Below are 13632 nucleotides of genomic sequence, written 5' to 3'. Positions count from 1 at the left end.
GCCGGCTACCCTTTGGCGGCGACGTTGAGGGCGGCTGTTTTGACGCCGCCGCTCTGGACGCCCCACTTGGTGAGGATTTTGGTGTAGCTGCCGTCGTCGATCAGTGCCTGCAATGCCTGCTGAAGCACGGGCGCGAATTCGCTGTCCTTGGCCACAGGTATTCCGTATGGCGCCACTTCAAAAGCATCCCCGGCTGTCTGCAGCTTGTCCTTGGTCTGCGAGATCGCATACAGGGTCACCGGCGAGTCGGCGCTCATCGCCTCCACCTGTCCCACGGCCAGGGCGTTGGTGGCCTGGTCCTGGGCGTCGTACTTGAAGATGGTGATGGCCGGCTTTCCGGCATCGGTGCAGGCCTTTGACTTGGCCGGAACCTCATGGGTGTCCTCGTAGGTGGTGGCCTGCACCGCAACCTTGAGCCCGCAGGCGTTGTCCGGATCAACGGTCTTGCCCTTGGCGGAGGCCCATTGGATGCCTGCGGAGAAGTAGTTGATGAAGTCTGTCTGCTTCTCGCGCTCCGGGGTGTCGGTGAAGGAGGACATACCCATGTGGTCCTTGCCGGCCTTGATGGCGGGCAGGATGTTGTCGAAGGTGCCGATGTCGAAGTTGACCTTCAGCCCCAGCTTCTGCCCGAGGGCGTTGGTGAGATCCACCGACCAGCCGGCCGGCTTGCCATCGCCATCCTTGAATTCGTTGGGAGGGTAGTTGTTGGCCATGCCCACGTTGAGGACGCCGGCGGATTTCATCTTCTCCGGCAGCAGGGCAGCGATCGCTTCGTCCTTCTGCACCGTCACGGTGTCCGCCGGATTGGCGGCGCCGCTGGCGGCCGGAGGGGCGCTGTTGTCCACACACCCGGTGAGCATCAGTGCAGCGGCTGCGGTGAGGGCGGGAAGTGCGTAGCGGGCGCGCATGGTTTTCCTTCGTGTTGTCGGAGGTGCTGCTTCGTCAGTGAAACCCATGAACTGGAACCACATGGTTGGACCGGCGGCCGCGGCAGAGTGCCACGGCCGGGTCCCGGAAAATGGCGGCGGATGACCTCCGGTCCTCTGGCCTTGAGCCCGGCGCTGGTTGTGACGCCCGCCACCGCCATCGTACGCCGGGGCCGGGCGGCAAAGGCGCCACGACGCCGTCGGCCCTCCCGCGTCGTTGCTAGAGCTGCGTGCCCACCTTGAAGCCGCGTTCCTCGCCAGGGCCCTTCGTGTAGGAGAAACCGTCGGCGCCCACTGTCACAGCCATTTCGCTGCTCTCCGTGCGCGCGGTGACCGGCTGCGGGTTCCCATCCAGGTCCAGGACCAGGGACGCATCGGTGTACCAGCTCGGCACAACGGGGTTGCCCCACCAGTCGCGGCGCTGGTTGTCGTGCACGTCCCAGGTCACGGTGGGGTTGTCCGGGTCGCCTGTGTAGTAGTCCTGCGTGTAGATCTCGATCCGGTGCCCGTCGGGGTCCAGAATGTAAAGGTAGAAGGCGTTGGACACACCGTGGCGGCCGGGACCGCGTTCGATCCGGTCCGAGATGCGCAGGGCGCCCATCTTGTCGCAGATCTGGATGATGTTGTGCTTCTCGTGGGTCGAGAAGGCAATGTGGTGCATCCGCGGCCCGTCCCCACCGGTCAGCGCGGTGTCATGCACCGTCTGCTTGCGGTGCATCCATGCCGCGTACGTCACACCGTCGGAATCCTTGATGTCCTCAGAGACACGGAAGCCCAGATCCTCCAAGTACTTCCGGCCGCGTGGAACGTCGGGCGTGACCTGGTTGAAGTGGTCCAGCCGGACCAGTTCACCGGCACTGTAGAGGTCATAGCGCTGCGTGAGGCGTTCCACATGCTCCACCTCGTAGAAGAACTCGTAGGGGAAGCCCAGCGGATCCTCCACCCGGACGGAATCCCCGATGCCCCGGGCGAAACCGTCTTTGCGGCGCTCCGTGCGGCAGCCGAGTTCCTGGTAGTAGGTCTCCGCCTTGTCCACGTCCTCGGGAGTGCGGACCCGGTAGGCGAAGGCCGCAGCAGCCGCCACCGGGCCCTTTCGCAGCACCAGGTTGTGGTGGATGAACTCCTCGAAAGACCGCAAATAGATTGCGGTCCCGTCCTCATGCGTGACGTGCAGCCCCAACAGGTTAACGTAGAAGGCGCGCGACTTTGCCAGATCGGTGACCACCAGGTCCATGTATGCGCAGCGGACAATGTCCGGCGCCGGTGCGGTGGGGGTGGGTACTTCGTTGCTCATGGCTGGTTCCTCGTTAAGCGGCTGGGTTTACTTGGCGGTTGCGCCGAATTTGGGTGTATGGACTGCGCCCAGGGTGATGTGGACGGCCTGCTGGTCCGTATAGAAATCGATGGAGCGGTAACCGCCTTCGTGGCCCAGGCCCGAGGCTTTAACACCGCCGAACGGTGTGCGCAGGTCACGGACGTTGTGGCTGTTGAGCCACACCATGCCGGCCTCGATGCTCTGGGCGAAGTTGTGGGCGCCTTGGAGATCATTGGTCCACAGGTAGGCGGCCAGGCCGTATCTGGTGTTGTTGGCCAGCGCGAGGGCTTCCTGCCAGGTGTCGAACGGGGTGATGGCCACCACCGGCCCGAAGATCTCCTCCTGAAAGATCCGGGCGTCCGGCTTCACATCCGCGAAAACAGTGGGCGCGATGTAGTTTCCCGTTTCGAGGCCCGCCGGCCGCCCGCCGCCAGCCAGCAGGCGCCCCTCGCCCTTGCCGATCTCCACGTAGGAGGCCACCTTCGCGAAGTGTTCCGGGTGCACCAATGCGCCGACTTCGGTAGCCGGATCATGGGGGTCGCCCACCACAATGTTCGTGGCCCGGGCAGCATACTTTTCGCAGAATTCGTCATACACACCGCGCTGGACCAGGATGCGGGAGCCCGCGGTGCAGCGCTCGCCGTTGAGGGAAAAGACCCCGAACAGGGTGGAGTCGATCGCCGCGTCAAGATCGGCGTCATCAAAGATGATGGCCGGGCTTTTACCACCGAGTTCCATGGAGAGTCCCTTGAGGTGCTCCGCGGCGTTCCGGAAGATCGTCTTGCCGGTGGTGGTTTCACCCGTGAAGGAGATCAGCGGCACGTCCGGGTGCTTGACCAGTGCGTCGCCGGCTTCCTCGCCGAGGCCGTTGACCAGGTTGAAGACGCCGTCGGGCAGCCCGGCGTCCTTGAAGATGGTGGCCCAAAGTGATGCGGACAGGGGAGTGAATTCGGCAGGCTTGAGCACGACGCAGTTGCCGGTGGCCAGGGCCGGTGCCAGCTTCCAGGACTCGAGCATGAACGGCGTGTTCCACGGCGTGATCAGGCCGGCGACGCCGATCGGCTTGCGGTTCACATAGTTGATCTGTGCGCCCGGGACCTTCATGGCGTCGTCGAACTGGGCAACGATAAGGTCGGCGAAGAAGCGGAAGTTCTCTGCGGCACGGAGCGCCTGGCCTTTGGCCTGGGTGATGGGCAGGCCGGTGTCGAACGTCTCGAGTTCGGCGAGCCGCTCCTCCTGTGCCTCCACGGCGTCGGCAATCCGGTTAAGGATCCGGGCGCGCTCACGGGGTTTCATCCGGGGCCAGGGCCCGTTGGCGAAAGCCTCGCGGGCGGCGGCGACGGCACGGTCGATATCGGCCTTCTGGCCGGCTGCGGCAGTGGCATAGTTTTCATTCGACACCGGGTCAAGGACGTCAAATGTCTGACCGCCGACGGAGTCAACGAACTCGCCGTTGATGTAGTGCTGGATGTGGGTGGGAAGGTCCTGGGGGACGTAGTGCTCAGCCATGTGGATGGTCCTTAAAGTTCTGCGGCCTGGTTTGCGGGCTCGTCTGCGGCCTGATCGGCTTAGAGCGGCGGGGCGGTCATGTGCTGAGGCGGAAGCCGTCCACCGGCGTGAGGTACTTCCGGCCGGCGTAGCTGAGTTCCCTGATCTTCGCCAGCCCGGCGTCGGTGGGCGTGATCAGCGGCGGGCGCACGTGGTCCGAAGCAATCAGACCTGCCTGCGCCATCAGCCATTTGCCGGGTGCCGGGTTGGTCTCAACGAACAGGAGGTCCACCAGCGGGTGTACGCCGTAGTGGATTTCCCGGGCGGTTTCGAAGTCGCCGGCCATCCAGGCGTTATACATGTCCGCGGAGGCCCTCGGCGCAATATTGGCCAGCGCTGAGATGAATCCGACGCCGCCGATCGCCATCAGGGGCAGGCACAGCAGCTCGATGCCGGACCACACCAGCAGCTCCTTGCCCGACAGGTGCATCACGCGGGAGAAGTGCTCGAAGTCCTTGGTGGTCTCCTTGATGCCCACGATGTTTTCGAAATCGTGGAAGAGCCGTGCCACAGTCTCCGGGGCCATGTCCACGGCCGTGCGGGAGGGCACGTTGTAGATGACGAACGGCATGTCCGGGAATTCTCTCGCGATGGTGGCATACCACTGGTAGAGGGCTTCCTGGGTGGGCCGGGAGTAGTACGGCGTGATGATCATGGAGGCGTCCGCGCCGGCGTCGACGGCGGCCTGCGTCAGTTCCAACGTTTCGCCGAGTTTGGCGGTGCCGGTGCCCGCCATGAACGGCACGCGGTCGCCGATTGCCTCGGCCGCCACCTTGATGGCCGCGGCCCGCTCCTCCACTGACTGGGCGCTCGGTTCGCCGGTGGAGCCACCGATAGTGATGCCCGCGGAGCCGCTGGCGATCTGCCACTCCACCATGTTGCGGAGGCTGGTGTGGTCCACGTCGCCGCTATCCGTGAACGGTGTGAACATGGCGGCCAGCGAGCCCTTGAGGTGCTGCTGCGGATCGGAACGGAACTTCATTGTTTTTCCTTATCGCTCGGGGTGGTCCGGGAGTGGGCAAGATAGGCGTCAAGGGTGGCGGTACGGTGGGCCCGTGCGGCGCGTTCGACTTCCTCGGCCGGGGTCCTGCTTTCCAGCAGTAGCAGCAGCGCCTCATGTTCCGCCACTGACTCACGGGCACGGCCCGGAACGTAGCTGAAAGTTGAGGACCGCAGCGCCTGCAGCCGGTTCCAGCCGCGGTGCACCAGATCGAGGATGTGCGGGTTCGGGCAGTTTTCAAACAAGATGCTGTGGAAGTCCAGGTTCAGTCTGGTGAACGTCACGGGATCGAAGTTGTCCAGGCTCTCGCGCATCAGGGCATTGACGGCACGGGCGCGGGCGATGTCAGCCGGCGAGATCAGGGGCGCCGACAGGGCCGTGGCTGCACCCTCCACGATGCTCAGGGTCTGCATCGTATGCAGGTATTCTGTGGGCTCAATGCCGGCAACGGTGGCGCCGACATTGCGCTCAAACACCACAAACCGTTCGGCCTCCAGACGGCGGATGGCCTCGCGGACAGGGACCACGCTGACGCCCAGGTCTTCGGCAAGTTTCGCCAGCACCAGCCGGTAGCCGGGGGAGTACTCGCCGCTGAGAATGCTGCTCTTGATAGCGGCATATGCCTGTTCTGACTTGCTGGCCGCAGCCTGGATGGTCACGGGGCGTCCTGTTCCGCTGCCCACTTCTTGTACTTCGCCTGCCACTCGGCGTTCATGGGGTAGAGGCCGTCCACGCTGTGCCCGGCCCCCACCATTTCGGCGATGTAGGTTTCCTCCGCCTCCTGGCTGATGGCGCCGTCTGCTACTTCCTCCGCCAGAGCCGGCGGGATGACCAGGATGCCGTCGGCATCGGCAACAATGATGTCGCCGGGCTGGACGGTGGCGCCGCCGCAGGAAATGGTCAGATCCACGTCCCAGGGGATATGGCGGCGGCCAAGGACCGCCGGGTGGGCGTTGGCGAAGTACGTGGGCAGTTCGAGAGCCCCCACGGCCGTGACGTCGCGGACGCCGCCGTCGGTAATGATCGCCGCCGCCCCGTTGACCTGAGCCCGGAGCGCCAGGATGTCTCCGACCGTTCCGGTGCCTTTTTCACCGCGCGCTTCCATCACCAGGATTTCGCCTTCGTTGAGCGAATCGATGGCGCGCTTCTGTGCGTTGAAGCCCCCGCCGTGGGTTTTGAACAGGTCTTCACGGTTGGGCACGTACCGGAGCGTGCGGGCAGTGCCCACCACCTTGCGGTCCGGCCGGGTGGACTGAAGCCCGTCAATGCTGACGTTGTTGAGCCCGCGTTTGCGCAGCTGCGCACTGAGCGTTGCGGTGGCCACTGACTCCAGTTTGGTCCTGAGCCCGGGGGAGAGAGCCGGGTTTGGCGGCGTGGCGGGCGGTGGCGGCGCACCGTAGGCTTCGGCACGCTGGACGTCGTCGGTCCGCGGTTGCGCACCAAAGTCTGCAAGCGGCGCCGTACCTTCGGTGACGGTTGTGGCCAGTTTGCCGGAGGTGATGCCCGACGCCGGATCATCCACTTCGATCTCCATCAGGTCGCCCGGTTGGGCTACTGAAGCCCCTGCCGGAGTTCCGGTGAGGATGATGTCGCCTGGTTCCAGTGTGAGGAGCTGGGAAAGATCCGCCACAAGCCGGGCGAACGGGAACAGCAGCGTCCCTGTGGTGTCTTCCTGGACCAGTTCGCCGTTGAGCCAGGTCCGCACCCGGAGGCGAGCGGGGTCAGCGTCCTGTGCCGGAATGAGGCCGGGGCCCACGGGTGTAAAGCCGTCGCCGCCCTTGGACCGGAGGTTGGACCCCTTGTCTGCGTACCGGAGGTCATAGACGCCCAGATCGTTGGAAGCAGTCACAAAACCGACGTGGCTCCAGGCATCTTCCACACTGACGCGCCGGGCTGCCGTGCCGATGATCAGGGCAACTTCGCCCTCGAAGCCCAGGAGCTCGCATCCGAACGGGCGCTCAACGGTGCCGCCGGAGAGGCTTAGCGACGATGAGGGCTTGAGGAAATAGGACGGCTGCTCCGGTGTGCGGCCGCGTTGCGCTGCCCGGCTGGGGTAGTTGATGTGCACCGCGATAACCTTGCCTGTGGCGGCAATGGCCTCGCTTGAGAGCCCGTTCATCCGCATCCTCCTCATCGAGTATGAAATCGTATACGATACAAGCTGCCGGAGTCCCGCCGTTTTGTCAAGGCCTGCATGGCCGGGCCTGGCAGGCGAGGTCCGTCAGGCTGGTGACTGGAAGTCGGGCCGGAAAAGGCGAATCAGGTCAGGCAATGGACGCTACGCCAGCTGGCTTTCGATCCGGGCTGCGCTCGCCGCCAGCACCGCCCCCATTTCCTCCGGATCCTGCGCCGACCGGATGTAGACGACGGCGAGCGCCGCCGGCCGTCCGCCCGGCACCCGGACCGGTGCAGCCAGTGAGGACAATCCGGGGATGACTTCGTCGTGGCTGGCCGCAAAACCCCTGCGGCGCGCCTGGGCGGCTTCCGGCCGGTACGAGACGCCGGGAACCAGGGCGTTCCACTCGGATTCGCTCAGTGCCGACTGGATTGCGATCCCGGGCGCGCCGGCGTTGATGGGATGGCGCGTGCCGGGGTGCTGGGCCACCGTTGCCCCGGAGTGCCGAGGTTCCACCGTCACCAGCGTGATGCAGTCCTGGTGGTCCCAGACCGCCACAAATGCCGTCATGTTCAGGGTGTTGGCAAGCTGCGTCAGCTCGGGGAGGGCTGCCGTCTGGAGATTGCGGGACACTCCCCTGGCCAGCACGGCGAGGCCAGGCCCGGGCTGCACGCGTCCGGCGTCATCACGGACCAGCAGTGCATGGTCCTCCAGAGTGCGCAGGATCCGGTACGCCACCGAGCGATGGACACCCAGCGCATCGGCAAGCTCGGCAATGGTGAGCGGGTGTTGCGCCTCGGCAAGGATTTCCAGCGCCCGGATGCCACGGGAGAGCGTCTGCGACGGCGAGGCCTGGGCTGGTGCGGCTTCCGTGTTGCTTCCGGCGGTGGGGTTCATGGATCCATCCTAGGCGGGCGCCGCGGAGGAGTTCCCGGCGGGTCTTGTGTTGCGGCTCACGTTCGACTAGCGTTCTATATAAGAATTACGTATTCAACTATAGAACTCTGAATGCGAAAATACACTAGATTTCAGGGATCAATGATGATTGCTAAACCCCGGATCCAACCGGACCCCCAACAGTCCCGTAGGACGTCGACCCCCGGAGCCCACCATTTCCGCGGAAGCCTCGGCAAGTTCGCCACAGGTGTCGCGATCGTCACGTTCGACGGCGTCACCAAGCGTCACGGCATTACCGTGAACTCCTTCACTTCAGTCTCCATGGAGCCGCCGCTGGTGCTGGTCAGCATCGCGCGGAGTACCAAAGCGCATGACGAACTTGCCGGCCGTCCGTTTACGGTGAATATCCTGGGCGCCGAGCAGCAGCAGCTGGCCATGCACTTTGCCGGCAGGCCCGGGCCGGAGCCACTGTGGGTGGAAGGCGGCACGGCACCCAGGCTCTCCAACGTCCTTGCCTACTTCGAGTGCAGGCCCTGGGCTGCATATGACGGTGGGGATCACACCCTGTACCTCGGTGAGGTGGCGGATTTCAACTACCGAAACGGTGACGCCCTCGCCTTTGCCAACAGCCGCTTCACCACCATCCCCGAGAGTCTGCTGGGGATGGAAGACCTCCTCTAGCTTTAGGCCCTGCATCAGCCCTGCCACCGGCAGGCAGTGCCGGCAGACCGGAAATAACCACAGTTCAACGATGACTGGAGAATAACAATGGGTATCCGTACCGGACAGCAGTACCTTGACAAGCTCAATGGCATGAGGCCGCACGTCGTCATTGACGGCGAGGTTGTCAGCGACAAGATCGCGGAGCATCCCGCCTTCCGCAACGTGGCCCGTTCCTATGCCAAGCTCTTCGACATGCAGCACGACCCCAAATATCAGGACGCCCTGACGTACACCTCGCCGACCACCGGGGACTTGGTCAACGCCTCCTTTCTGGTGCCGAAAACCATCGGGGACCTTGAGCGCCGTCGTGCCGCGATTTCCACCTGGGCGGAGCAGTCCAATGGTTTCCTGGGCCGCTCCGGTGACTATATGAACTCCTCGCTCACCGCGCTCAGTACGGCGGAAAAATGGTTCTCCCAGGCCGATCCCAAATTCGGCGAGAACATCCGCAAGTACTACGAGTGGGCCCGCGAGAACGATGTGCTGGCAACTCACACGCTGATCCCGCCGCAGGTCAACCGCTCGGTATCCGGCTCCGAGCAGCTGGGCGGCCAGCTCTCCGCCCGCATCGTCGAGGAACGTGAGGACGGCATCGTCATCCACGGCGCGCGAATGCTGGCAACCATTGCTCCGATTGCCGACGAGCTGCTGGTGTTCCCCTCGACGGTGCTCCGCGGCACCCCGGAGGATGCCCCTTACTCCTACGCCTTCGCCATTCCCAACGATGCACCCGGCCTTCGCTACCTCTGCCGTACTTCCCTGTACAACGGGGGAGGAACCCACGACGAGCCGCTCGCCTCGCGCTATGAGGAAATGGACGCCGTCGCCATCTTCGACAACGTTTTTGTCCCGAGCGAGCGCATCTTCATGCTGGGCAACCCTCAGCTGTGCAACGGTTTCTACGCCGAGACCGGCGCCGGGGCACTGATGACGCACCAGGTGGTCACCCGCACCATCGCCAAGAGCGAATTCTTCCTGGGCCTGGCCTCGGAACTGGCTGCTTCGATCGGCATTGACGGCTTTCAGCACATCCAGGAGGACATCGCGGAGCTGATTGTCGACGTCGAAATCGGCAAGGCGCTCGTCCGGGCGTCGGAGGCGGATGCCGAACTCAACGAAGCCGGCGTCATGCTGCCCAAGTGGACCACCCTGAATGCGGCCCGCAACTGGTACCCGAAGATCGCCCAGCGGTTCCCGCAGATCATCCGCAAGTTCTCGGCCTCCGGGCTGATGGCCCTGCCCGGCGAGGCAGATGTGAACAGCGATGCCCGGGCGGACATCGAGCTGTACCTGCAGGGTAAAACGCTCACGGGACCCGAACGTGTGCGGCTGTTCAAGCTGGCCTTCGACGCCTCAATCTCCGGGTTCTCCGGCCGCCAGTCGCTCTACGAATACTTCTTCTTCGGCGACCCGGTGAGGATGGCGGGTGCGATGGTCAACAGCTATGACCGCGAGCCGGTCCGGGCGCGGGTCCGGGAATTCCTGGCCCGCGAGGACTGACACGCCAAGACTGATCCGGACCTGTTTCCGGTCACCGGGGGCACGTCTTTTTCGAAAGAACGTGTCCCTTGTCACGTTTTCGTAGTATTCTGCTAACTAACTGACCGTTCTGTCAGTAATTTAGAAGGCGCCCTTAGTGGCAGTTCCGCTGCCCAGAACAATGGAGTTTCAATGACCGCAGCTTCCTCCGTCGATTCAGAGGCGGGCCCCAGCAGCAAACATGAGGAACGGAAAGTCCTCGCCGGGACGCTGGTCGGCACCACCATCGAGTGGTACGACTTCTTCATCTTCGCCCAGCTCACGGCAACGCTGCTGTCGCCGCTGTTCCTCACTCCGCTGCAGGCGTCAAATCCGGGGCTTGCGCAGATTCTGTCCTTCGCCCTGATCGGTATCAGCTTCCTCTTCCGCCCGCTCGGCGCGATTGTTGCCGGACACCTCGGCGACAGGCTCGGACGCAAGGCCATGCTTGTGTTCACGCTCATCATGATGGGAGCCGCGACGGCACTGATCGGCATGCTGCCCACGTACAACGAAATCGGCGTACTGGCTCCCATCCTGCTGATCACCCTCCGCGTGATCCAGGGCTTCTCGGCCGGCGGCGAGTGGGGCGGGGCCGCGCTGATGGCAGTGGAGCATGCGCCCAAGAGCAAGCGTGGCCTCTTCGGCGCCTACCCGCAGATCGGTGTCCCGGTAGGCATGATCCTGGCCACGGGGCTGCTCTACTTCCTCAACACGGGAATGTCCAAGGAGGACTTCGCAAGCTGGGGCTGGCGTGTTCCGTTCCTGCTGTCCATCGTGCTGATCGTGGTGGGCTATCTGATCCGGCGGGCCGTGGCTGAGAGCCCGGTTTTCAAGGAGATGACCGCGCGCAAGGAAGAGAGCAAGGCGCCCCTGGGCGAGCTCCTCCGCCGCCACAAGAAGTCAGTGCTCTACTCCACCATGATCTTCATCGGAAACAATGCCGCCGGGTACTTGCTGATCGCGTTCTTCATCTCCTACGCCACCAAGTCACTGAAGATGCCCGTCCCGCAGATTCTGCTCGCCACCACCCTGGCATCCTTCGGCTGGCTGATCTTCACGCTTGTGGGCGGCTGGCTCTCCGACAAGATCGGCAGGGTCAAGACCTTCCTTATCGGTTATGGGATCGTCTTCGTCTGGATGATTCCGATGTTCGCGCTCATCGATACCAAGGACATCTGGCTTTATGGCGTCGCGCTGTTCGTCCTGACGATCGGCCTGGGACTGTCCTATGGCCCGATGTCCGCCATGTACGCCGAGATGTTCCCGGCGAACGTCCGGTACTCGGGCATCTCAATCGGTTATGCCTTTGGTGCAATCCTGGGCGGAGCCTTCGCGGCAACCATCGCGGAAGTGCTCCTCCAGAGCACCAAGTGGACCGGTTCGATCGGCATCTACATCATGATCCTGTGCGTCATTTCCGCAGTAGGCGTGCTGCTGGCCAAGGAAACCAAGGGCCGGCCGCTGGGTGTGAGCAAGCACTAGCTGCACACACTCAGCTAAAACGCGCGGGCGCGGACCCTTGGGGGTCCGTGCCCGCACCTTTGTTTTTCAGCCTGGGCTGTCCTGACCATGCAGGAGCCCGATGGTTTCTTCGTCGGTCAGCTGTTCGAAATGCCGGTAGAAGCTGCCCACGGCCCGGAACTTGCCGGGGAGGTGCAGGCACAGGATGGAGTCGCTGACCCTGGCGATGGACTTTTCGGCGTCCAGCGAGCCCACAGGCGCTGCGGCCACAACGGTAGCGGCCCCTCCCGCACGCACGGCCTCGACCGCTGCCCGCATGGTGGCTCCGGTGGCGAGGCCATCATCCACCAGCAATACGGTCTTGCCGCTCAGGTCGTGGCTGATGCCGGGGTAGCTTTGGGCCCGCCGAAGCAGTTCTTCGCGCTCTCGGATTTCCACCTGGTCAAGCCATTCCTGACGGACGCCGTGCTCCAGGACCCTGGCCATCAACGGCCTGTTGAGCATCCGCACAATCCTGCCATCGGACCAGGCCAGAGCACCGTAGGCCGTTTCATCGTGACCGGGAATGCCGAGCTTCCGCACCAGAACGGCGCCGAACGGCAGGTGCAGTGCGGCGGCGGCCGCAGCAGCCACGGGAACGCCGCCGCGGGCTAGGCCCAGCACAAGAGTGTCCGGCCGTTCGCGGAACTGCGGAAGTGCCGTGGCGAGCCGTCTGCCCGCGTCTCCGCGGTCGTCAAAACGCATGCTCATGGTTCCCTTTCGCGGTGTGTCCCCGTAATCCCAGCCTACCGCCCGGCCAGAGCCCGGGCAGCAGGGAACGGGCCACGAACAGGGACTTGCCGGGCCTGTTGCTCCCTGACACCATGGGCAATGTGAACAGGCCCATCGGATACTGGCTCAAGCGGCTGGACGGCGCATTGGAGAACCATCTCGATGCCACCCTTGCGCACCTGAAGCTGACCCGCCGGCAATGGCAGATCGTCAACACGCTAGCAGCCGGTTCCATTAGCCCGGACCACCTCAGCGAGGTGTTGCATCCGTTCTGGAGGGCCGACGGCGGCGATTCCCAGGAGCGTGAAATGGCTGCGCTGGTGGGCAGGGGCCTGATGATCCTGGTGGACGGACAGCTTGCCTTGAGCGATCTCGGCAGGGCCCGGCACGCCGAGGCTCAAAGCCTGGTGGACGAGAGCCGGCGGGACCTGACGGCGGGCATTGGCATGGATGAGTACGCCATGGCTGTCAGTGTCCTGGAACGCATGTGTGGCAACGCCGAGCGACTATAACGGGGCTGACTCAGCTGCCCAGGAATGCGATTGCGCCCTGTTTGAATGCCCGGCTGGTGACGGCGTTTGTATGGCTACGGGCGGGCAACACCAGCTGCTCCACCATGGAACCGGCTTTGGCGCCCAGTGCGGCAAGTTCCGGCATGGAAGCCGCACGGTCGTCGTTCTCGCCGGCCACGAGCAGCATGGGCATATGCGGGACGGCTTCGGCCGGATCGAAGGGCTCGCCCTTGATGGCCTCGATCAGGGACAGCAGCGCGAATATGTTGTTGCTGGGCAGCAGCTGGGCCATTTTGAGCAGCCCCGCCGTTGATTCGTCGGGAATCGGCGTGCCATCAGCCAAATGACGCTGGGCGGCCACCAGATCGAAGGCAGCCAGCGGATCGGCGGTGTTCGGGCCGCCGAGGACCAGCCGGTGCACCAGCTCCGGCTGCGTGGCGCCGAACTCCCAGGCGAGCCGTGAGCCCAGCGAATAGCCGATCACATCCAGCCCGCTGGAAGGGTCACCGTCGCGCACCGGCCGCACACCGGCGTCGAACGCTATCTGCAGGAGATCCGCACGGATCCGGCTGGGCGCGTAGGAGTCCAGGTCCTCCGGGGCGCCGCTCCGGCCGTGGCCGGGCAGATCCACGGTAATGACCCGGCGTCCGGCCTCGAGCAGGGCGGTCAGCCAGCCGGTCTCCTCCCAGTTCAGCCGGGTGGAAGAGGAAAATCCATGGATCAGCAGGATGGGCCGCAGGCCTGCATCGGCTGCTGGCTCATGCACCTCTACATACAGCTGGGGGTCTGTGCCTTCCACTGTATGGGAATGCTGCTCGCCGGTGTGCCTGCCGCTCATGGTG

13 protein-coding genes are annotated in these 13632 nt (G+C 64.3%); 4 read left to right on the top strand and 9 right to left on the bottom strand.

The window, feature by feature from the left end:
• Nucleotides 1-5 precede the first annotated feature (5 nt).
• From V3C33_11080 to V3C33_11050, 7 genes are all read right to left on the bottom strand, one after another.
• Nucleotides 6-908, bottom strand: coding sequence for an ABC transporter substrate-binding protein (locus V3C33_11080; GenBank protein XAS66054.1), 903 nt, complete (start codon nt 906-908; stop codon nt 6-8).
• Between the two features lie 238 nt (nt 909-1146).
• Nucleotides 1147-2220 (bottom strand): 3,4-dihydroxyphenylacetate 2,3-dioxygenase, encoded by a 1074-nt coding sequence (gene hpaD, locus V3C33_11075; protein ID XAS66053.1) that lies wholly within the window; start codon nt 2218-2220, stop codon nt 1147-1149.
• A gap of 27 nt (nt 2221-2247) precedes the next feature.
• Complete coding sequence (hpaE, locus tag V3C33_11070) at nt 2248-3750, bottom strand: 5-carboxymethyl-2-hydroxymuconate semialdehyde dehydrogenase (GenBank protein ID XAS66052.1); 1503 nt, start codon at nt 3748-3750, stop codon at nt 2248-2250.
• Between the two features lie 76 nt (nt 3751-3826).
• On the bottom strand, nt 3827-4771 hold the full coding sequence (dapA, locus tag V3C33_11065) for a 4-hydroxy-tetrahydrodipicolinate synthase (protein ID XAS66051.1): 945 nt from the start codon (nt 4769-4771) through the stop codon (nt 3827-3829).
• Complete coding sequence (locus tag V3C33_11060) at nt 4768-5448, bottom strand: GntR family transcriptional regulator (protein ID XAS66050.1); 681 nt, start codon at nt 5446-5448, stop codon at nt 4768-4770. The genes dapA and V3C33_11060 overlap by 4 nt, the downstream gene beginning before the upstream one ends.
• Complete coding sequence (locus V3C33_11055; GenBank protein XAS66049.1) at nt 5445-6908, bottom strand: fumarylacetoacetate hydrolase family protein; 1464 nt, start codon at nt 6906-6908, stop codon at nt 5445-5447. The genes V3C33_11060 and V3C33_11055 overlap by 4 nt, the downstream gene beginning before the upstream one ends.
• Before the next feature lie 159 nt (nt 6909-7067).
• Nucleotides 7068-7802 (bottom strand): IclR family transcriptional regulator, encoded by a 735-nt coding sequence (locus V3C33_11050; protein ID XAS66048.1) that lies wholly within the window; start codon nt 7800-7802, stop codon nt 7068-7070.
• Nucleotides 7803-7946: 144 nt separating this feature from the next.
• On the opposite strand from V3C33_11050, the gene V3C33_11045 reads away from it, so the two are divergent.
• From V3C33_11045 to V3C33_11035, 3 genes are all read left to right on the top strand, one after another.
• Entirely contained in the window at nt 7947-8483 is a 537-nt protein-coding gene (locus tag V3C33_11045) for a flavin reductase family protein (protein XAS69722.1), read from the top strand.
• A gap of 87 nt (nt 8484-8570) precedes the next feature.
• Nucleotides 8571-10025, top strand: a complete 1455-nt coding sequence (hpaB, locus tag V3C33_11040; GenBank protein ID XAS66047.1) for a 4-hydroxyphenylacetate 3-monooxygenase, oxygenase component — start codon at nt 8571-8573, stop codon at nt 10023-10025.
• Between the two features lie 171 nt (nt 10026-10196).
• Nucleotides 10197-11528 carry an MFS transporter gene (locus V3C33_11035; protein XAS66046.1) on the top strand — a complete coding sequence of 444 codons (1332 nt, stop codon included), beginning with the start codon at nt 10197-10199 and terminating at the stop codon, nt 11526-11528.
• 66 nt (nt 11529-11594) lie between these two features.
• Here V3C33_11035 and V3C33_11030 read toward each other — a convergent pair whose 3' ends face one another.
• Nucleotides 11595-12257 (bottom strand): phosphoribosyltransferase family protein, encoded by a 663-nt coding sequence (locus tag V3C33_11030; GenBank protein ID XAS66045.1) that lies wholly within the window; start codon nt 12255-12257, stop codon nt 11595-11597.
• Between the two features lie 113 nt (nt 12258-12370).
• On the opposite strand from V3C33_11030, the gene V3C33_11025 reads away from it, so the two are divergent.
• Nucleotides 12371-12790, top strand: coding sequence for a MarR family transcriptional regulator (locus V3C33_11025; GenBank protein XAS66044.1), 420 nt, complete (start codon nt 12371-12373; stop codon nt 12788-12790).
• A gap of 10 nt (nt 12791-12800) precedes the next feature.
• Here V3C33_11025 and V3C33_11020 read toward each other — a convergent pair whose 3' ends face one another.
• Nucleotides 12801-13628, bottom strand: a complete 828-nt coding sequence (locus V3C33_11020; protein ID XAS66043.1) for an alpha/beta fold hydrolase — start codon at nt 13626-13628, stop codon at nt 12801-12803.
• Nucleotides 13629-13632: the final 4 nt, after the last annotated feature.

The sequence above is a fragment of the Micrococcaceae bacterium Sec5.7 genome, assembly GCA_039636785.1.
In the GTDB taxonomy this organism is placed as follows: domain Bacteria; phylum Actinomycetota; class Actinomycetes; order Actinomycetales; family Micrococcaceae; genus Arthrobacter.
Note: the sequence above shows the minus strand (reverse complement) of the source record. Positions and strands in the feature narration are given on the sequence as shown.